This window comes from Streptomyces sp. NPDC058534 (assembly GCF_042717365.1).
GTDB lineage: Bacteria > Actinomycetota > Actinomycetes > Streptomycetales > Streptomycetaceae > Streptomyces.
The window spans coordinates 178,574-196,815 of the sequence record NZ_JBHXNW010000004.1; the positions used below are offsets into that span (position 1 = coordinate 178,574).

At 73.9% G+C, this 18,242-nt stretch carries 16 protein-coding genes and 5 tRNA genes; 8 read left to right on the top strand and 13 right to left on the bottom strand.

All coding sequences use genetic code 11. From position 1 onward, the window contains the following. Nucleotides 1-285 precede the first annotated feature (285 nt). Nucleotides 286-846, top strand: coding sequence for a CGNR zinc finger domain-containing protein (locus tag ACFWR9_RS03770; RefSeq protein ID WP_383834968.1), 561 nt, complete (start codon nt 286-288; stop codon nt 844-846). Nucleotides 847-933: 87 nt separating this feature from the next. On the opposite strand, the gene ACFWR9_RS03775 is transcribed toward ACFWR9_RS03770, so the two are convergent. Both ACFWR9_RS03775 and ACFWR9_RS03780 read right to left on the bottom strand, forming a co-directional pair. Then, a complete protein-coding gene (locus ACFWR9_RS03775; RefSeq protein ID WP_122617228.1) occupies nt 934-1,113 on the bottom strand; it encodes a hypothetical protein in 180 nt (59 codons plus the stop codon). Nucleotides 1,114-1,276: 163 nt separating this feature from the next. Continuing rightward, nucleotides 1,277-1,726, bottom strand: coding sequence for a hypothetical protein (locus ACFWR9_RS03780; protein WP_383834972.1), 450 nt, complete (start codon nt 1,724-1,726; stop codon nt 1,277-1,279). Nucleotides 1,727-1,915: 189 nt separating this feature from the next. Here ACFWR9_RS03780 and ACFWR9_RS03785 point away from each other — a divergent pair, with 189 nt between their 5' ends. Beyond that, nucleotides 1,916-2,440, top strand: a complete 525-nt coding sequence (locus ACFWR9_RS03785; protein WP_383834975.1) for a DsbA family protein — start codon at nt 1,916-1,918, stop codon at nt 2,438-2,440. A gap of 74 nt (nt 2,441-2,514) precedes the next feature. On the opposite strand, the gene ACFWR9_RS03790 is transcribed toward ACFWR9_RS03785, so the two are convergent. The 3 genes from ACFWR9_RS03790 to ACFWR9_RS03800 are packed head-to-tail and all read right to left on the bottom strand — an operon-like array spanning nt 2,515 to nt 5,261. Next, entirely contained in the window at nt 2,515-3,339 is an 825-nt protein-coding gene (locus ACFWR9_RS03790; RefSeq protein WP_383834978.1) for a GNAT family N-acetyltransferase, read from the bottom strand. 51 nt (nt 3,340-3,390) lie between these two features. Beyond that, nucleotides 3,391-4,212 (bottom strand): aminotransferase class IV, encoded by an 822-nt coding sequence (locus tag ACFWR9_RS03795; RefSeq protein WP_383834981.1) that lies wholly within the window; start codon nt 4,210-4,212, stop codon nt 3,391-3,393. Further along, nucleotides 4,209-5,261, bottom strand: a complete 1,053-nt coding sequence (locus ACFWR9_RS03800) for a chorismate-binding protein (RefSeq protein ID WP_383834984.1) — start codon at nt 5,259-5,261, stop codon at nt 4,209-4,211. Before ACFWR9_RS03800 ends, ACFWR9_RS03795 begins: the two co-directional genes overlap by 4 nt. A 177-nt stretch (nt 5,262-5,438) precedes the next feature. On the opposite strand from ACFWR9_RS03800, the gene ACFWR9_RS03805 reads away from it, so the two are divergent. The 5 genes from ACFWR9_RS03805 to ACFWR9_RS03825 all read left to right on the top strand — a co-directional run bounded on the left by ACFWR9_RS03805 (nt 5,439) and on the right by ACFWR9_RS03825 (nt 5,907). After that, nucleotides 5,439-5,511: transfer RNA gene (locus ACFWR9_RS03805), tRNA-Gly, on the top strand. Nucleotides 5,512-5,549: 38 nt separating this feature from the next. Next, nucleotides 5,550-5,623 (top strand) — tRNA-Cys (locus ACFWR9_RS03810). 1 nt (nt 5,624) lies between these two features. Further along, nucleotides 5,625-5,696 (top strand) — tRNA-Val (locus tag ACFWR9_RS03815). A gap of 36 nt (nt 5,697-5,732) precedes the next feature. After that, a tRNA-Val gene (locus tag ACFWR9_RS03820) sits at nt 5,733-5,804 on the top strand. Between the two features lie 31 nt (nt 5,805-5,835). After that, a tRNA-Val gene (locus tag ACFWR9_RS03825) sits at nt 5,836-5,907 on the top strand. A 53-nt stretch (nt 5,908-5,960) separates the two neighbouring features. Here the strand turns inward: ACFWR9_RS03825 and ACFWR9_RS03830 are convergent. The 3 genes from ACFWR9_RS03830 to ACFWR9_RS03840 form a co-directional block, all read right to left on the bottom strand. Then, nucleotides 5,961-6,260 carry a zf-TFIIB domain-containing protein gene (locus ACFWR9_RS03830; protein WP_383834987.1) on the bottom strand — a complete coding sequence of 100 codons (300 nt, stop codon included), beginning with the start codon at nt 6,258-6,260 and terminating at the stop codon, nt 5,961-5,963. A 101-nt stretch (nt 6,261-6,361) separates the two neighbouring features. After that, nucleotides 6,362-7,348 (bottom strand): phosphotransferase family protein, encoded by a 987-nt coding sequence (locus ACFWR9_RS03835; protein ID WP_383834990.1) that lies wholly within the window; start codon nt 7,346-7,348, stop codon nt 6,362-6,364. 155 nt (nt 7,349-7,503) lie between these two features. After that, the gene (locus tag ACFWR9_RS03840; protein ID WP_064726955.1) at nt 7,504-7,686 is read right to left on the bottom strand and encodes a hypothetical protein; all 183 of its coding nucleotides are present in this window, start codon (nt 7,684-7,686) and stop codon (nt 7,504-7,506) included. A gap of 589 nt (nt 7,687-8,275) precedes the next feature. Here ACFWR9_RS03840 and ACFWR9_RS03845 point away from each other — a divergent pair. Beyond that, complete coding sequence (locus ACFWR9_RS03845; RefSeq protein WP_383834994.1) at nt 8,276-9,673, top strand: protein kinase; 1,398 nt, start codon at nt 8,276-8,278, stop codon at nt 9,671-9,673. 420 nt (nt 9,674-10,093) lie between these two features. Here ACFWR9_RS03845 and ACFWR9_RS03850 read toward each other — a convergent pair whose 3' ends face one another. The 5 genes from ACFWR9_RS03850 to ACFWR9_RS03870 all read right to left on the bottom strand — a co-directional run bounded on the left by ACFWR9_RS03850 (nt 10,094) and on the right by ACFWR9_RS03870 (nt 18,075). Next, nucleotides 10,094-10,912 carry a TrmH family RNA methyltransferase gene (locus tag ACFWR9_RS03850; protein ID WP_383834997.1) on the bottom strand — a complete coding sequence of 273 codons (819 nt, stop codon included), beginning with the start codon at nt 10,910-10,912 and terminating at the stop codon, nt 10,094-10,096. A 1-nt stretch (nt 10,913) separates the two neighbouring features. Beyond that, a complete protein-coding gene (gene cobA / locus ACFWR9_RS03855; protein WP_383835000.1) occupies nt 10,914-12,152 on the bottom strand; it encodes a uroporphyrinogen-III C-methyltransferase in 1,239 nt (412 codons plus the stop codon). 193 nt (nt 12,153-12,345) lie between these two features. Next, complete coding sequence (cobT, locus tag ACFWR9_RS03860; RefSeq protein WP_383835003.1) at nt 12,346-15,750, bottom strand: nicotinate-nucleotide--dimethylbenzimidazole phosphoribosyltransferase; 3,405 nt, start codon at nt 15,748-15,750, stop codon at nt 12,346-12,348. A 347-nt stretch (nt 15,751-16,097) separates the two neighbouring features. Beyond that, entirely contained in the window at nt 16,098-17,318 is a 1,221-nt protein-coding gene (cbiE, locus tag ACFWR9_RS03865; RefSeq protein ID WP_383835006.1) for a precorrin-6y C5,15-methyltransferase (decarboxylating) subunit CbiE, read from the bottom strand. Nucleotides 17,319-17,436: 118 nt separating this feature from the next. Next, entirely contained in the window at nt 17,437-18,075 is a 639-nt protein-coding gene (locus tag ACFWR9_RS03870) for a GNAT family N-acetyltransferase (RefSeq protein WP_383835009.1), read from the bottom strand. Between the last annotated feature and the right edge of the window lie 167 nt (nt 18,076-18,242).

Genomic DNA, 18,242 nt, shown 5'->3' on the forward strand with positions numbered 1-18,242 from the left:
CGTCGCCGTATACTGGGGTCGACGGCACGGGCCCGCACCCCCCCAGACGGCACCCACGGCGTCGTCGCCGCGTCACACCCCCGCGACGGCGCCGACACGTGTGCCCGCCGGGGAACCAGGGCCGGTCGGCCCGGGTGCCCGCCGGGGAACCAGGGCCGGTCGGCCCGCGTTGTAGAGGCATCCGGCGGCCGGGAGCGGATCGCGGCCGGTTCAGCCGCCGCGGATGGCACTACCATCGGCCAGCATCGGCGGGCGCCCGCCCGACCCCAGGCCAGGGAGCTAAGTGTGCTGATCACCCACGACACCCGGTGCGCCCTCGACACCGTGGTCGATCTGGTGAACTCCGTACCGGAGGACGACACGGCTCCGGACGGGCTGGCGGACGTCGCCGCCCTCCAGGAATTCGTGGGAACGCACGAAATCAGCGACGTCGGCGTGCTCTCGGAACTGGATCTCTCGGCGGTTCTCAAGATCCGCGGGAGGTTCGCCGCGGTCTTCGCGGCTCCCGACGCCCTGGCCGCCGCCGGACTGATCAACGACCTGGTCGCGGCCGCCGGCACCACGCCCCGCCTCACCGACCACGACGGCTACGACTGGCACATCCACTACTTCGCGCCCGGCGCCTCCGTCGCCGATCACCTGGCGGCCGACTGCGGGATGGCCCTGGCCTTCTTCGTGGTCGCCGGGGAGCAGGAGCGGCTGCGGCGCTGCGAGGCCCCCGACTGCCGGCGCGCCTTCGTCGATCTCTCCCGCAACCGGTCGCGGCGGTACTGCGACAGCCGGACCTGCGGAAACCGCTTGCACGTGGCGGCCTACCGGGCCCGGCGCAAGGAGGCCGCGGGCTGAGCCGTCGGCGCGGACGGACGGGTGCGTGGACGCCCGGGTGGTGTGTCGCGGCCCCCGGCGGGTGGCGCCGGGGAGCGCGGGTACGGCTCACAGCAACAGCAGATCGTGCAACGCAGCCATGAGCAGCAGACACCCGATCACCGCAAGGAAGATCATGAGCGGTGGCTGGGAAAGGGCGAAGAGGCAGCCGCGTGGTTCACTCCGTGTCCGCGCGGTTTCGCTCTGTCTCGTGTCCAGCTGGGGATCCAGCTGAGTGGTGTCCGGCATCTCGCGGCGATGATGACGCAGCGGAGCGCGCCTCCGCGATCAACACGCCCGTAACGACCGCGAGTTCGTTGAATGTCGCAATGTCCGGTCGGATCGTGATCGTTACGGAGCACGCGCTGTCGGCCTCGGACCGCTGTGTCGTTTCAGCCCGGGACGACGGGGGTCATATGCCGTGCTTCTTGAGAATGGCCTCGATGTCGCTGAAGTCGTCCTCACCACGGGACGCGTTCGCCGGCTTGGGCGCGGGCTTGGCGGCCGGGGCCGCACCTGCACCCAGGGAGGGCGCGGAGGCATCCGGCGCCACGGCGTCGCGCTGTGCCGCCGCCCGGGCCTGCTTGCGCTCCTTGCGGGTGCCGCCGCGGCGGCGCTCGACGGTGCGCGTGATCATGAAGAGCGCCCAGGCCACGCCCAGGACTGCGAAGCCGGCCCAAGCCACCGGGCTGAAGGCGGTGTCGGCCAGCCACTCCACGACCCCGGTCATCACCAGGCCGATCGGAACCAGCGCGTAGGCGGCGACACGGACGGCGGTGAGGAAACGCCTGCGGTACGCGGTGACCGCCGCGATGCCCAGGCCCGCCGCGGACACCGCGGAGCAGACGGTCTCGGCAATCATCCGGTCCTCCAGAGCTGGCCAGGTCGGGCATGAGTACTTCGTCCCTTCCATCCTGCACCGCCCGCCCTTGGTGAGGCCATGCCGTGGCCCGAGATCAGGGAGATCTCCGGGTCGGCTCCTTCCCAGGTGCCGGTGCCCGGAGGAGGACCGCGGTCGGGGCGCCGCCCCGTGGGCTGGGAGGATGGGGGCATGAGTGACTCCTCCCCCGCCCGGCCCGCCGCGCCCGTACTCGACGTCTGGTGCGAGCTCCAGTGCCCGGACTGCCACGCCGCCCTGGACGACCTGCGCGCCCTTCGCGCCCGCTACGGCGACCGGCTGGAGCTGCGGCTGCGGCACTTCCCGCTGGAGAAGCACAAGCACGCCTTCGCCGCCGCGCAGGCCGCCGAGGAGGCCGTCGCCCAGGGCCGCGGGTGGCCGTACGCCGAGGCCGTGCTGGACCGCGTGGCGGAGCTGGACCGCAAGGGCGAGGCGCTGCTGGTCGAGGTGGCGGGCGACCTGGGACTGGACGCGGAGGAGTTCGACACCGCCTTGGTCGACGGCCGGCACATCCTGATCGTCGACGCCGACCAGGCCGAGGGCAAGGCGATCGGCGTGACCGGCACTCCGACCTACGTGATCGGAGGCGAGCGCCTCGACGGCGGCAAGAGCCAGGAGGGGCTGCGCGAGCGGATCGAGGAGATCGCGGACCGGCTGCTGGCCGAGCGGCAGGACTGAGGCGGGTACCGCCGTCCCGCGCGGCGCGGCGGGTACCGCCGTCCCGCGCGGCGCGCGCCGGTCCCCCTGTCCCGCTACAGCAAGGGTTTGTAGAAGGAGGACCGCGTGGTCCGGTAGCCGAGCGACTCGTAGAGGCGCTCGGCCGCGGTGTTCCCCGCGAAGACGTTGAGGCCGATCAGTGGCCGGCCGGCGCCGATCGCCCGGCTCTCGGCCAGCAGCATCAGGGTCCGCCCGTGCCCCCGGCCCCGGTGGGCCGTGTCGGCCTCGACGTCGAAGACGAAGGCCCGGTCCTGGTGCAGCGCCAGCCAGAGGATGCCGACCCTGGTCCCCTCGTGCTCCAACACGCGGAACAGCGTGTTCTCCGTGGCCAGACCCTGCGGCAGGAGCACCTCGTGGTCGCGGCGCGCCTTTGCCCGCGCCTCGGTCTCGGGCACTCCGCGCTCGATCCAGGTGCGGGTGTACTGCTCGGACTCGTAGGCCTGCCAGGCGTCGAACTCGTCCGGTGTCATCGGCCGTGCGCGGCTGCCCTCGGGCAGGGCGGGCGGGGTGTCGCCGAGCGGCTTGGTCATGCCGCGGCTGCGCAGGACGTACCCGAGTGCCTGCGCGAGCCGTGCGCCGGCCTCCGCGTCGCCGGCGACGCTCACCTCGATCTGCCCGCAGCCCCAGCCCCGCGCGATCTCCTCGGCGGCGAGCGCGGCCACCGTGCCCCGGCCCCGTCGGCGGTCCGGTTCGTCGATGCGCAGCCGGTGGATCACGGCCACCGAGTCGCCGAGGGAGCGCGAGGTGCCGAGGTGTATGGCACCGACGGGGCGGCTGTTCACGCACACCTGGTAGCGGCGGGAACGGGTCCCGTCGGCGGCGCGTTGGAGCGGCTCGGTCGGCCGCAGAGTCGTGGTCATCACGGCAGTTCTACCCACCAACGACGCCGAACGTCAGCCCAATATCCGCGCTCAGGGATCCAGGTCGTCCCCGGAGCGCTCCTCGAAGACCCGCATGGCCTTGGCGGTCGCCGGTCCGGGGGCGCCGGGAAGCTCGCGGTCGTCGACCCGGTGCACCGCCTGTACGTCCCGCAGCGTGGAGGTCAGGAAGACCTCGTCGGCGCGTTCCAGGACGTCCAGCGGGAGGTCGGTCTCGCGGGCGCCGGTCCACTCCACGGCCAGGGCGCGGGTGATGCCGGCGAGGCAGCCGGAGGCGACCGGCGGGGTGTAGATCTCTCCGTCGAGGACGACGAAGACGTTGGAGCCGGTGCCCTCGCAGAGCTGCCCGACCGTGTTGGCGAACAGCGCCTCCGAGGCGCCCCGTTCACGGGCGCGGGCCAGGGCGACGACGTTCTCGGCGTAGGAGGTGGTCTTCAGGCCGGTCAGCGCGCCGCGTTCGTTGCGGGTCCACGGCACCGTGATGACGGCCGTGGAGTCGGGGCGGCGGCCGGTCTCGCCGAGGGCGACGACGAGGGTCGGGCCGTGCTCACCGCGGTCGGAGCCGAGGGGGCCGTGGCCGCCGGTGTAGGTGATGCGGAGCCGGCCCAGCGGCACCGGGCCGGCCGCCAGGACGGCGGCGCAGGCGCGGCGGACCTCGTCGAGGTCGGGGTCGGGCAGACCCAGGCCGCGGGCCGAGCGGGTCAGCCGGTCCAGGTGGCGGGTCAGCGCGAACGGCCGGCCGGCCACCGCCTTCACCGTCTCGAAGATGCCGTCGCCCACGGTCAGCCCGTGGTCGAGGACGGAGACGCGGGCGGACTCCATGTCCTGCAGCCCGCCGTCGAGCCAGATCTTCACGTCGGTAGCGCCTCTCCACTTCCGGTGACCTCGTACGCCCCCGACGCTACCGCGAGCAGCCGGGACGCCTTGAGTTCGGTCTCCCGCCATTCGCCGTCCGGGTCGGACCCCCAGGTGATGCCGGCCCCGGTGCCGAAGCGCAGCAGCCCCTCGGTCCGGTCGGTCCAGAACGTCCTGATGCCGACGGCCAGCTCGCCGGTGCCCCGGTCCGCGTCGACCCAGCCGACGCCCCCGCAGTACGGGCCGCGGGGCGCGGTCTCCAGGGCGTCGATGATCCGCAGGGCGCTCGACTTGGGCGCGCCGGTGACGGACCCGGGCGGGAAGGCCGCGTCGAACAGCTCCGGCCAGCCGGCGTCCGTGCGCAGTTCGCCGCGTACGGTCGACACCAGGTGGACGAGGCCGGGGTGCTTCTCGACGGCGCACAGGTCGGGGACGGTCACACTGCCCGTGGCGCAGACCCGCCCGACGTCGTTGCGGACCAGGTCCACGATCATGACGTTCTCGGCGTAGTCCTTCTCCAGCAGGTCGCCCTCGGTCCGCCCGGTCCCCTTGATCGGCCCGGACTCCACGGTCCGGCCGTCCCGGCGCAGGAACAGCTCGGGCGAGGCGGTGGCGATCTCGACGCCGTGTCTGGGCAGCCGGATCGTGCCGGCGTACGGTGCCGGGTTGCCCCGGGCCAGCAGGGCGGTGAGGGCGTCCACGTCGGCGCCGGGTGCGAGGGGCGCCGAGAGGACCCGGCAAAGGTTGGCCTGGTAGACCTCGCCGGCCGCTATGTACTCGCGGATGCGCCCGACCGCCGCCGTGTACGCGGCGCGGTCGAGGGAGGACGTCCAGTCACCGACGGCCGGTCCGTGCCATCGCCCCGGTGCGGGCGCCGGCACCGGCTCCGTCCGTACGTCCGCGAAGCGTGCGCAGGTCGTGCGGCCCTCGAAGTCCGCGCAGACGGCCCAGAAACCCTCGGACTCCAGAGCCGCGGGATCGCTCGTGACGTCGAGGAGACCGGTGGCGAGACGGTCGCCGAAGCGGGCGAGAGGAGGGAGGTCGTGCACGTGCCCGAGTCTAGGCCGGTGTCCCGGAGGGCACTCGAACGTGTCCTTCCGGGTGCCCTGACCAGGTCCGCGAGCGGACGCACCGCAGCACGCTGCACAAACGGGTTTTTGTACTGGCCCCGGAATCCGCTAGAGTTCATCACGTCGCCGGGCCGCGCAAGCGGACCGAACCGACAGGCGGACGTAGCTCAGTTGGTAGAGCGCAACCTTGCCAAGGTTGAGGTCGCGAGTTCGAGCCTCGTCGTCCGCTCGCAGGAACAGGGGGTCTCCACGACCTCCCACACTCCTGGTGGAGTGGCCGAGAGGCGAGGCAACGGCCTGCAAAGCCGTCTACACGGGTTCAAATCCCGTCTCCACCTCCAAGGACGATTAGCTCAGCGGGAGAGCGCTTCCCTGACACGGAAGAGGTCACTGGTTCAATCCCAGTATCGTCCACTGATCCGCAAGGATCACTGATCCGTATGGATCCCCGCGCGATTAGCTCAGCGGGAGAGCGCTTCCCTGACACGGAAGAGGTCACTGGTTCAATCCCAGTATCGCGCACGCAGTACTTCGCTCCATCGCAGCACTCCCAGGACGATTAGCTCAGCGGGAGAGCGCTTCCCTGACACGGAAGAGGTCACTGGTTCAATCCCAGTATCGTCCACACCGACCGAAGCCCCGGCCGTCTCGTACGGCCGGGGCTTCGTCGTGTCCGGATCAGCTGGAGAAGAGCATCCGGCCGAAGCCCTTCTGACGGTGGTGACCGTGGTGGCCGTGCCCGTGCCCGTGGCCGCCGTGCGGGGCACCCCAGGCGGGCTGCTGCGCGGCCGGGTAGGCCTGCGGGGCGGCGGGCGGGGCCGGCGGCGGAGCGGACTGGGACCACTGGGCCTCCAGGCGGGTCAGCGACTCCAGCTCGCCGTAGTCGAGGAAGATGCCGCGGCAGCCGCTGCACTGCTCGATCTGAACGCCGTTGCGGTTGTAGGTGTGCATCGGTGCGTGACACTTGGGGCACTGCATGGACGGCTCAACTCCTCGCCGGTCGGTCCTGCTTCGCGTATCGCCAGGACAGACTCTGTCCGGCCGCGGGTCGGTTGCACCCTACTTCGCGGAAATTCGGCTCAACCGCCCGGGCCTGAAGGGCGGACGGCGGCCATGCGGGCGCAGGCGTCGACCAGGGGCAGCTCCACCTCGTCCAGGGGCCGGTCCGCCGCGACCGCCTTGGTGACGGCCCGGGCCGCGGTCTGCACGGTGAGGGCGCGGGCCGGGACGTCCAGCGCGGGCCAGGGATCGCCGTCGGACGGGACGGCGGGGCCGCCGGCGGCGCGGTAGGCGGTCAGGAAGCGGTGCCACTCGTCGGGCGGGAGCAGTCCGCAGGCGTACCAGGCAGCCGGGCGCGCCAGGTCCCAGGCCGGAACGCCGGTGCCGAGGTCGTCGACGTCTATCAGCAGCCAGGGCCCTCCGGGGACGGGGTGGCGGACGAGCTGGCCGAGGTGGAAGTCGCCGTGGACCAGGGTGGTCGCCGTCGGCGGGGCGGCCTCGCCGCGCGCCCAGGCGGGCAGGTCCGCCCAGGCCCGGAGCACGGGGTCGGTGGCGGGGTGGTCCGGGGCACCGGCCCGGAGGCGGGCGACGGCCTGGGCCGCCTTCGCGGGGCCGCGCATAGCGGGTACGGCGGCGGGCACCGGTGCCCGGTGGAGGCGCGCGAGGAGTACGGCTGCCGCCTCCCACGGCGCCGCGTCCGGATCCTCGGGGTCCACGGGGGTGCCGTACGGCCAGTAGGTGACGAGCCGCCCGTGCAGCGTCACGGGCGCGGGCGCGAGCGGAGGCAGGAGCACGCCGGGGAACCGGGCGGCGACGTCGACGCGGAGGGCCAGGGCGGTGGGGTCGGCGTCCGCCGCGTGGGCCTTGGCGACGGTGCCGGCGTGCCGGACGACGGTGGCGTCCGGGCGGTCGGCGAGGGTGGCGTCCGGGCGGTCGGAAAAGGTGGCGTCCGGGCGGTCGGAAATGGTGGCGAGGGTGGCCGCGCCGCAGGGGCAGGCCGGGGTGTTGGCGTGGGCCGTCGCCCTGACGCGGGCCGCGAGGGCGGGGAGGAGGGCGTCCGTGGTCACCGGGTGAGGGTACGCACCGCTCCCGCGGACACGGCAATGCCGGCGCAGCTCCCCAGCTGCGCCGGCATTCTTGCCGTCCGCCGCACCCCCGTCCCCACGGGGTTTCATGGATGGATGTCCCCGCCCGGACCGCTCTTCCGGGCCCGGGGCGCCGCTCAGCGCCCCAGCACCACACCCACGGACGACGCTTGTGTGGCCACTGTCTCCCACCCGTCGAAGACGAGGAGGAGCAGGACCGCCAGGGGCAGGGCCATGAGCGTCGCCACCGCGGGGTGGCGGCGACCCTGACGGCGGGTTTCCCGCGTGCGGACCAGCGTCCGCGGCAGCGTCTGGGCCATGGTCCCTCTCCTGACCGATTCCGGTGTCCTTGCAAGCGGCGGGTGTCTGACCTCGGGGGACGAGTGCTACACCCGCCGCTTGACCTCAAATCTAGGCGTCCGGGGATCGCCGGACGTCATGCCCTCGTACCGATTGCCGGGCCTCCCGGAGGATGAGCCATGACCAGCGGAGTACTCCCCTGGGTGGAGACCGGGTCCCAGGTCTCGGGGTCTTCCCGGACGGGGTGCCCACCGTGCCCCGGTATCTCCGGGCTGTCCGGTGACTTCGCTCACTTCCGACACCGCCCCGTACGCCCCCGTCTCCACCCGCCGTCCGACCCGGACCGGTCCCGCACGGCAGGCACCCGGCGCCTCCCCGGCGCCCACCACCCTTGCCGCACGGGCACCCTTCCAGGACCCAATCCCCCGCCCGTGACGGCCGGTTGGGATCACCGGCGGGCCGGGGCCGGACCGCACGCCTGTTCCCTGACCGCCCCCCAACTGTCGCACCCGGCACTGACAATCCGTCGTCGCGAGAGGGCGCGGCCTCTGCGCGCGGGCGGCCGTGGAAACGTAAGCTGTGCCTCGTCACAGGGACCGGGCAGCGGGGATGAACATGGCGATGATGCGCCTGAGGCGCGAGGACCCGCGTGTCGTCGGCTCGTTCAGGCTTCACAGGCGGCTCGGCGCGGGTGGAATGGGCGTGGTCTACCTGGGCTCCGACAAGAAGGGGCAGCGGGTCGCGCTGAAGGTCATCCGGCCGGACCTGGCCGAGGACCAGGAGTTCCGGTTGCGCTTCGCGCGTGAGGTCTCGGCGGCCCGGCGGATCCGGGGCGGCTGCACCGCCCGGCTGGTCGCCGCGGACCTGGACGCGGAACGCCCCTGGTTCGCCACGCAGTACGTGCCCGGCCCCTCCCTGCACGACAAGGTCGTCGACGGGGGCCCGCTCGGCGCGGCGGACGTCGCCGCCGTGGGTGCCGCCCTGTCCGAGGGGCTGGTCGCGGTGCACGAGGCCGGGGTGGTGCACCGGGACCTGAAGCCGTCCAACATCCTGCTGTCCCCGAAAGGGCCGCGGATCATCGACTTCGGCATCGCCTGGGCGACTGGCGCCTCCACCCTCACGCACGTCGGCACCGCGGTGGGCTCCCCCGGGTTCCTCGCGCCGGAGCAGGTGCGCGGGGCGGCGGTCACGCCGGCCACGGACGTGTTCTCGCTCGGTGCCACGCTGGCGTACGCGTCGATGGGCGACTCGCCCTTCGGGCACGGCAGTTCCGAGGTGATGCTGTACCGCGTGGTGCACGAGGAGGCCCAGCTGCACGGCGTCCCCGACGCGCTGGCCCCGCTGGTGCGGGCCTGTCTGGCCAAGGACCCCGAGGAGCGCCCCAGCACGCTGCAACTGTCGCTGCGGCTCAAGGAGATCGCCGCCCGCGAGGCCCAGGGCCTGCCCGACGCGCGGCCGCCCGCCCCGCGCAGCGCGGAGGCCGACCTGCCGACGGGACGGCTCGCCGACACCTACCCGGAGCGCGCTCCACGGCGTCCGCAGGGCACTCCGGCGCCGCGGAACACGTCGGGTTCCCGTGGGCCGGCGCCCCGGCGTGCCACTCCGTCGCGCGGCGGTGCGCCCTCGCGCGGAGGTATCCCGTCGCGCAACGGCGGTACGGGCGCCCGGCCCGCGTCCCGGTCCACGCCCGCCCCACGCGACGGCACCGGCCGCGGCACCGCACGCAACGACGGCGGCCGACCGGGGCCGCGCAGCGGAACCGGCCGCACCGGGCCGAGGACCACGGGGACCGGCCGGCGCCGGCCCGCGAACCCGCGGCTGCTGCGGCAGCGCCTGTTCGTCTTCGTGGTGGTGACGCTGCTGGTCGCGCTCGGTATCGCCGTCGCGCAGGGCTGCCAGGGGCCGTCGCAGGGGCTCGGCGACGACCGCGGTGTCGTACGGGCGGCGCAGGAGCGGGTGGATGTGCCCGGCGGGCGTCTCTCGGGGCAGCGCGGGGCGGGGCTTTAGGGGCGGCCACCGCTCGGGGCAAATCCGGGCCGGGGCGATAGCGCCGGCCACCTCGCGGGGCAGGTCCGGGGTCGGGGCTGGAGCGGCGGCCATCTCGCTGGGCAGTCCAGGCCGCAGCCGCAGCGGCGGCCACCTCCCAAGGCAAGTCCAGGCCCGGAGCCGTAGCAGCGGACACCTCCCGCAGCGGCAAGTCCGGGCCAGGGCTGAAGCGGCGGCCCCCTCCCGCGGCGGCAAGTCCAGGCCGGAGCCGCAGCAGCAGCCACCTCCCGGGGCAACCCGCGCCCGAGCCGTAGCGGCGGGCCTCGCGCGAGGTGGGGCGGTCGCGGCGGGCGGGTCTTCGCGGCCCGGCGGGGATCTGCGCCGTGGAGCCGTAAGCCCGGCGGGGGTTCCTACGCCGTGGGCCGCAAGCCCTGCGGGGGTCTACGCCGTGGGGCGGCCCACCGTCACCGCGTAGAAGGCGACCGCGGCCGCCGCGCCCACGTTCAGGGAGTCGACGCCGTGGGACATCGGGATGCGGACCCAGGTGTCGGACGCGGCCAGCGCCCGCCGGGACAGTCCGTCGCCCTCGGCGCCCAGCATGAGGGCCACCCGGTCCATGCGGTGCGGGGCAACCTCGTCGAGGGGCTCGGCCCGTGCGTCCGGGGTGAGGGCGAGCAGCGAGAAGCCCTCCTCGCGGACCGTCTCCAGGCCGGCCGGCCAGGTGTCGAGGCGGGCGTAGGGCACGGAGAAGACCGCGCCCATGGAGACCTTCACGCTGCGCCGGTACAGGGGGTCGGCACAGTCCGGGGAGAGCAGGACCGCGTCCATCCCGAGGGCGGCGGCGGAGCGGAAGATCGCGCCGATGTTGGTGTGGTCGTTGACCGACTCCATGACCACGACGCGACGCGCGGTGCGCAGCAGGCCGGCCGCCGTGGGCAGCGCTGTGCGGCGCATGGAGGCGAGGGCGCCGCGGTGCACGTGGTAGCCGGTGACCCGCTCGGCGAGCACGGGGTCCACGACGTACACCGGGGCCGGAGCCTCTTCGATGATGTCGCGCATGGTGTCGACCCACTTGGCGGACAGCAGCATCGAACGCATCGCGTAGCCCGCCTCGCCGGCCCGGCGGATGACCTTCTCGCCCTCGGCGATGAACAGGCCCTCGGCGGGTTCGCGGCGACGGCGCAGTTCGACGTCGGTCAGGTTCGTGTAGTCGTGCAGGCGCGGGTCGCCGGGGTCGTCGATGGTGACGATTTCGCCCATGTCAGATCGTCCCGTGCGGGCCTACGCCTACGCCTACGACCTCGCCGACGACGATGACGGCGGGGGGCCTGACCCCCTCGGCGACGACCGTGTGGGCGACGGTGGCGAGGGTCGCGTCCACCCGGCGCTGGGCGGCCGTCGTGCCCTCCTGGACCAGCGCGACCGGCGTCTCGGGGGACCTGCCGTGCGCGACGAGGGTCTCGGCGATCCGGCCGATCTTGTCGACGCCCATGAGGATCACGAGGGTGCCGGTGAGCTTGGCGAGGGACGGCCAGTCGACCAGCGAGCGCTCGTCGTCGGGGGCGACATGGCCGCTGACCACGGTGAACTCGTGGGCGACGCCGCGGTGGGTGACCGGGATGCCGACCGCGCCGGGCACCGAGATGGAGCTGGAGATGCCGGGAACGACGGTGCACGGGATGCCCGCCTCGGCGAGCGCCTGCGCCTCCTCCATACCCCGGCCGAAGACGAAGGGGTCGCCGCCCTTCAGCCGGACCACCGCCTTGCCCTGCTTGGCGTGCTCGATCAGCGCGTTGTTGATGGCCTCCTGGGCCATGAAACGGCCGTACGGGATCTTCGCCGCGTCGATGACCTCGACGTGCGGCGGCAGCTCGGCGAGCAGGTCGCGCGGGCCGAGCCGGTCGGCGATGACGACGTCGGCCTCGGCGAGCAGACGGCGCCCACGGACGGTGATCAGGTCCGGGTCGCCGGGGCCGCCGCCGACGAGGGCGACCCCGGTGGCGCGGGTGCGCTGGTGCGGGGCGACGAGCGTCCCGTCGCGCAGCCCCTCCACGACCGCGTCGCGGATGGCGGCGGTGTGGCGGGGGTCCCGGTCGCGCGCGTCGGTGGTGAGCACGGCGACGGTCACGCCCGCGCTGTGGCCGGACGCCGGGGTCCAGGCCGTGGCCTGGTCGGCGTCGTCGGCGCGGACACACCAGACGCGGCGCCGCTCGCCCTCGGCGGAGGCGGCGGCGTTGGCCTCGGCGTCGCTGGTGGCGATCAGGGCGTACCAGGCGTCCGTCAGGTCGCCTTCCGCGTACCGGCGCCGCTCCCAGGTGAGCTCGCCCGCGTCCGCCATCGCCTCGACCGACGCGGTCGCCGAGGGAGAGACGAGGAGGACGTCGGCGCCCGCCGCGATCAGGGCGGGCAGGCGGCGCTGGGCTACCTGACCGCCGCCGAGGACGACCACGCGACGGCCGGTGAGGCGGAGGCCTACGGGGTAGGCGGGGTGTTCGGCCATCAGGGTGGGCTCCTCGTCCTGACGTGCGGTGGGCGCTGCGACGGTGGAGCGGCCCTGACGTGGGGATACGTGCGGATTGTAGGAGACGTGCACGGGCGGCACGAGGTCGGTCCAGCGTACGGCGGGGGCGGGGCGGTGGCGACGGATCTCCCGCCGCCCCGTTCTGTCCCGCCCCGCCCGGCGCGTCGCGGTGCTACTTCTCGGTGACCCCGGCCGAGTCGAACGTCGCCACCTCGTGCATCGCCCGCGCGGTGCTCTGCACCATCGGCAGGGCCAGCAGCGCGCCGGTGCCCTCGCCGAGGCGGAGGTCCAGGTCGACCAAGGGGCGCAGGCCGAGCTTGTTGAGCGCGGCGACGTGTCCCGGCTCGGCGCTGCGGTGGCCCGCGATGCAGGCCGCGAGGACCTCGGGGGCGATCGCCCGGGCCACCAGGGCGGCGGCGCCGGCGCTGACGCCGTCCAGGATCACCGGCGTGCGCAGGGAGGCGCCGCCGAGGAGCAGGCCGACGATGGCGGCGTGCTCGAACCCTCCGATGGCGGCGAGGACGCCCAGGGGATCGGCAGGGTCCGGCTGGTGGAGTTCCAGGGCGCGGCGTACGACCTCGGTCTTGCGGGCCAGCGTCTCGTCGTTGATGCCGGTGCCCCGGCCGGTGACCTCGGCGGGGTCGGCGCCGGTGAAGACGGAGATCAGCGCGGCGGACGCGGTGGTGTTGGCTATACCCATCTCGCCGGTGAGCAGCGCCTTGTTGCCGGCCGCCACCAAGTCGCGGGCGGTCTCGATGCCGACCTCGATGGCCTGCTTGGCCTCCTCGCGGGTCATCGCGGGGCCGGTGGTCATGTCGGACGTGCCGGCGCGGACCTTGCGGGGCAGCAGGCCGGGCGTCGAGGGCAGGTCGGTGGCGACGCCGACGTCCACGACGCAGACCTCGGCGCCGACCTGGGTGGCGAAGGCGTTGCAGACCGCTCCCCCGCCGAGGAAGTTGGCCACCATCTGGCCGGTGACCTCCTGCGGCCAGGGGGTGACGCCCTGGGCGTGCACTCCGTGGTCGCCGGCGAAGACCGCGACGGCCGCGGGCTCCGGGATCGGCGGCGGGCACTGCCGGGACAGTCCGGAGAGCTGGGCGGAGATGATCTCCAGCATGCCGAGCGCGCCGGCCGGCTTGGTCATGCGCTTCTGCCGCTCCCAGGCCTCGCCGAGCGCCTTGGCGTCCAGCGGGCGGATCTGCGCGACGGTCTCGGCGAGCAGGTCGTGCGGCGCCTCGCCGGGCAGGGCGCGACGGCCGTACGTCTCCTCGTGCACGACCCAGGACAGCGGGCGGCGCTTGGACCAGCCGGCCTGCATCAGCTCGGGCTCGTCCGGGAACTCGTCGACGTACCCGACACACAGGTAGGCGACGACGTCCAGGTGTTCGGGCAGGCCCAGCGCGCGGACCATCTCGCGCTCGTCGAAGAAGCTGACCCAGCCGACGCCGAGGCCCTCGGCGCGGGCGGCGAGCCAGAGGTTCTCGACGGCGAGCGCGGAGGAATACGGCGCCATCTGCGGCTGGGTGTGCCGGCCCAGGGTGTGCCGGCCGCCGCGCGTCGGGTCGGCGGTGACGACGATGTTGACCGGGGTGTCGAGGATGGCCTCGATCTTCAGTTCCTTGAACTGCTTGGCCCGGCCCTTGGGGAGGGACTTCGCGTACGCCTCGCGCTGACGCATCGCCAGTTCGTGCATGGCGCGGCGGGTGTCGGCGGAGCGGATGACGACGAAGTCCCAGGGCTGCGAGTGGCCCACGGAGGGCGCGGTGTGGGCCGCCTCCAGGACGCGGAGCAGCACCTCGTGCGGGATGGGGTCGCCGCGGAAGCCGTTGCGGATGTCACGGCGTTCCCGCATGACCTTCAGTACGGCCTCGCGCTCGGCGTCGTCGTAGGCGGGGGCCGCCGGTCCGGCGGACCGTCGTACGTCCTGGGGCGCCGCCTGCTCCGCGACGGGCGCGGCGGCCTCGACGAGGTCGTCCTGGTCGGCGGCGTGGGTGTCCAGGTCGTCGGCGCTCTGGACGAGGCCCGGGTCGGCCTCGCGTGGGGCCGGGACCTCGGGTGCGGGGTCCTCGGTGCCGGGTTCCGCGGCAAGGGCCTCCTGCGGGAGGACGATCGCCTCCGGCGGGGTGGGGGCGAGATGCGGGGTGGTGGGCACCGGAGCACCGTCGACCGGCAGGAACTGGCTGTCGGACTCGTCGGGGTGGGGTTCCTGGGCGACGGGAGCCTGCTCGGGCCAGGGCTGCTCGGCGGTGGCGGCGACCGGAGTCGCGTCGGTCTCCGCGGGCTCGGGCGGGGCGGGGAACACGGCCACGTCCTGGGGCACGTCTTCCTGCGGAGCGTCCGGGGCCGGGGCCTCTTCGGCGGTGGGGTGGGCTTCGGGGGCGGGCTCGGCGGGCGGCTGCGCGGCGAACTCGATGTCCGGCTGCGCGGGTGCCGACTCCTGCGGTACGGGGGATACCTGCGGCTCGGGCTGTGGCACCTCCTCCTGCTGCACCGGTGCGGGCGGTTCGGCGGCCACCGGTGCCTCCGGGGCCGATGCCGGTTCGGGCTCGGTGACCTCGGGAGCAGGTTCGGCTGCCGGGACGGGCGGCGCGGGCATGTCCGGAACCGGGGCGTCCGGGGCGTCCTGCAGCGCGGGAGCCTCGACCGGCGGGGCCTCCTGAGGCGCGGGAGCCTCGGCGGGCCGGGGTTCTTCCCACGCCGCCGGTTCCTCGGGAGCCGGCGGCTCGGAGACCGCATCGGCCCCTTCCGCTCCTTCGACCGCCTGGGCCTCTTGGTCCTCGTCAGCCGCCTCGGCCGTGGGCTCCGTGGCGACCGGCTCGGGTGTGGCCTGCGTGGCGAGCGGCTCGGGGGCAGGCTCCGTGGCGACCGGCTCGGTCGTGGGCTCCGTGGCGGCGACCGGCTCGGGTTCGGACTCCTCCGCCGGGCCGGGTACGTGCGCCGCCGGCGCGGGCGCCTCGCCGGACTCGGCCTCGGGCGTGCCCGCCCCGCCCGTCGCCGCGACAGCCTCCGTGGCGACACGGGTGACGAGGGCCTGGGCGGCGCCCACCGGCTCGGATGCCTGTTCCGGTACCGGAATAACCGTTTCCGCATGCCCCGCCGCGGCGCTCACCGGCGCCTGCGGGACGTCGAGGTACTCCGGGCCGGCGGTCGGCGGCCCGGAGTGCCGTACCGGAGCGTCGGCCGGGCCGCGGTCGGCGAGAGAGCGGACCGGGCTGGCGGAGGTGTCGGGAATCGGCGGGCCGAGGTGCAGGGGCCTGCGCGGCGGGACCGGGGCGGTACCGGGGTCCTGCGCCGGGTCGGGCAGGCGGACGCCATTGAGGTCGACCGAGCCGCTGTCACGGCCGGACAGCTCGTGCGGGCCCGGCTGGTGCACGGTCTCGACGACCGGCTCCGGCGCCGGCGGCGCGACCTCGTTGCCCCATGCACCCTGGGCTCCCGGCAGCAACAACAGGTCCTCGTCCTCGGCGTCGGTCTCGGAGAGGTAGGTGTACGCGCCGGGTGCGGGGACGCCCGGCTGCTCCACCATGCCTGCGTTCTCCGGCAGCCCCTCGCCGGGGATCTGGCCGGTGTCGGTCATGCGTAACCCCTCGCCCATCGGTTAGTGCTTCTACGACCAGCTCACCCGGGGCGGCGCACCGACCGCCCCACAGTGAAGAACGAGCGTGCGTGCCCAGCGGCACGAACGACCCGCGGCAAAAGACGACAAAGCCATTCAGTGGCATTGTCGCGGTCGTTCCCCCGCCACGACAGCTTGATCCGCGACGGCCCGCTGTGGACTGCGCCACGTTGCGCGTCCTCCGGTTCTGCCGTACCACACTCGGCCCGGAAGGTGCGGGTTTTTGCGGACATCGGCTGACGAAGTGCCGGGTGTCCGAGTGCGGTACAACAATCCGCCAGCCTACCCCGCGCGGTATGAACAACCGATCACGGGGCGCGGTCCGGGAGGACCCCGGTGAGCAGGAACGCGACGCTCCGCTCCGTCTCCGTCCAGGCCCGGGTGTCCAGTCCGACGGACTGGAGCAGGGCGCACTCGACCCGGTACCCGTGCTCCGTCAGGTCCCTGCCGACGAGTTCGGCCGCGTCACGGGTCGCGGCGTGCGCGACGATGCGCTGCGGGCGCCGGTCGGCGACCGCGGAGACCACGGCCGCTCCCCCGCCGCCGACACGGACGACGTCGGGTTCGGGAAGGTTCTCCAGAACGTGCGGCGCGGTGCCGTGCACGATCTGGAGCTGGACGCCGAAGTTACGTGCGGTGGCCTCGGTGCGGGCGCAGGCGTCGGGGGCACGGTCGACGGCGATGACGGCGGCGCCGCCGCGTGCCGCCTCGGTGGCGAAGGCACCGCTGCCGCAGCCGATGTCCCACACCAGGTCGCCCTGGCGGGGTCCGAGCCGGGCGAGTTGGGCCGTGCGCAGCAGGTCGGTCTCGCCCTCGCCCAGCGGGCCGGTGTACGCCTCGGCGGGCAGGGACCAGCCGCGCGGTCCGGCGGCGGGGTCTCGGCCGGCGATCCAGCCCACGCCGTCGCGTGCCACGCCCGGTCCGACGCTGCCGCCGGCCACGATGACGACGTTCGGGTCGCGCCAGGTGTGGTCGGCGGCCTTGTCGGAGGTGACGACGGTGACCCGCTCGCGTGTGGTGCCGAGTTCCTCGCAGATGACGAAGGTGCGGTGGACGCCCCCCATCAGCAGGCCGAGTTCGGCGGGCCCGGCGCCCGGGGAGGTGAGGACCGCGACCTTGGTGTGGGCCCGGCATACGTTCACCGCGCGTCGCAGGGTGCGGGGGTGGGCGACGACCACATGGGCGTCGTCCCAGGGCATCCCGGCGCGGGCGAAGGCCGCGGCCACGGAGGAGACGGCGGGGACGACCTCCACCTCCAGGCCGAACTCGGGCGCCCGCAGGGTGCGTACGACGCCGAAGAAGCCGGGGTCGCCGTCGGCGAGGACGACGGTCGTGCCGCGGTGGGCGGCGATGCGGCGGGCGGCGAGGGCCACGCTGCCGAGACGGACGCGCTCGGCGGTGGGCGGTACCTCGGGAAGTGCCAGGTGGTGGGCGGCGCCGGCCACCAGTGTGGCGGCACCCAGTGCGGAGCGCGCCGCGGCGGTCAGCGGTGAACCGTCCCAGCCGATCACCGTGACACGGTCGGCCATCGTCGTCAGTCTCCAGGAATTTCGCAGGTCGTGGTCGCGAAACCATGCGCGGGCGCGCCCCGTGAGGGTACCCGCTGCGGCCCGGGCGCGGAGCGGCGGCGTCGTCGGCCCCCGGGGATCAGTTCCAGTCCGTGAAGGTGGTGAAGTCCCCGTTGTCGGTGAGCTGCCCGGACCCGCCCTCCAGGTCCTCCGGCAGCAGGCTCCATACGATGAAGTCGGTGCGTACGTCCGTCCAGAGGCCGTCCTCGGTGCGGACCCGCGCTATGCACGCGTTGCGCAGGACTCCCTCGCTGATGCAGCCGATCTTCTGGGCGACCTGCTGGGAGGCGGTGTTGTCGGCCGCGGTGCGCAGCTCGACGCGTTCGAACTTCTGATCGCCGAAGAGCCATTGGGCGGTGGCCAGGGCTGCCTCGGAGGCGTACCCCTCGCCGCGGGCCCAGGAAGCGACGATGTACGACAGTTCGGTGGACCGGACGTGCCAGTTGGTCTTGGTCAGCTGGATGACGCCGACCAGCCGCTGGGTGAGGAACTCGGTGACGGCGAGGTCGAGGCCGCGGCCGGCGGTGCGCTCGGCGGGGGCGTGGTCGCCGATCCAGGTGCGGGCGCTGTCCTCGGCGAAGGGCTGGGGGACGTGGGTCCAGGCGGCGACCTGCTCGTCGTTCATCATGGCCGCGAGCGCGGGGACGTCGTCCTCGTCGAGGGGGCGCAGCACCAACCGCTCCGTGCTGATGGAGATGTTGGGGAAGGTGCTCGTCATGCGCCGCTCCGTAACCTGTGTAACCGTCAGGGCCTGCTCGAACTGCCCAGCATGCAGCATGAAAGCACCCAACCACACCACCGGGTCCGCTCCGCACTCGCGGAGCGGACCCGGCGCGGGACGCGCTGTTCGGATCCGGATCGGATCGGGGTCTGATCAGAGACGGT

Bases quoted from the DNA above. Each gene is read 5' to 3' on its own strand.
- ACFWR9_RS03840 (WP_064726955.1), bottom strand. From the start codon at position 7,686: ATGGCCCAGACGCTGCCGCGGACGCTGGTCCGCACGCGGGAAACCCGC.
- ACFWR9_RS03870 (WP_383835009.1), bottom strand. From the start codon at position 18,075: ATGACGAGCACCTTCCCCAACATCTCCATCAGCACGGAGCGGTTGGTG.
- ACFWR9_RS03780 (WP_383834972.1), bottom strand. From the start codon at position 1,726: ATGATTGCCGAGACCGTCTGCTCCGCGGTGTCCGCGGCGGGCCTGGGC.
- ACFWR9_RS03830 (WP_383834987.1), bottom strand. From the start codon at position 6,260: ATGCAGTGCCCCAAGTGTCACGCACCGATGCACACCTACAACCGCAAC.
- cobT (WP_383835003.1), bottom strand. From the start codon at position 15,750: ATGACCGACACCGGCCAGATCCCCGGCGAGGGGCTGCCGGAGAACGCA.
- cobA (WP_383835000.1), bottom strand. From the start codon at position 12,152: ATGGCCGAACACCCCGCCTACCCCGTAGGCCTCCGCCTCACCGGCCGT.
- ACFWR9_RS03850 (WP_383834997.1), bottom strand. From the start codon at position 10,912: ATGGGCGAAATCGTCACCATCGACGACCCCGGCGACCCGCGCCTGCAC.
- ACFWR9_RS03785 (WP_383834975.1), top strand. From the start codon at position 1,916: ATGAGTGACTCCTCCCCCGCCCGGCCCGCCGCGCCCGTACTCGACGTC.
- cbiE (WP_383835006.1), bottom strand. From the start codon at position 17,318: ATGGCCGACCGTGTCACGGTGATCGGCTGGGACGGTTCACCGCTGACC.
- ACFWR9_RS03790 (WP_383834978.1), bottom strand. From the start codon at position 3,339: ATGACCACGACTCTGCGGCCGACCGAGCCGCTCCAACGCGCCGCCGAC.
- ACFWR9_RS03775 (WP_122617228.1), bottom strand. From the start codon at position 1,113: ATGCCGGACACCACTCAGCTGGATCCCCAGCTGGACACGAGACAGAGC.
- ACFWR9_RS03845 (WP_383834994.1), top strand. From the start codon at position 8,276: ATGAACATGGCGATGATGCGCCTGAGGCGCGAGGACCCGCGTGTCGTC.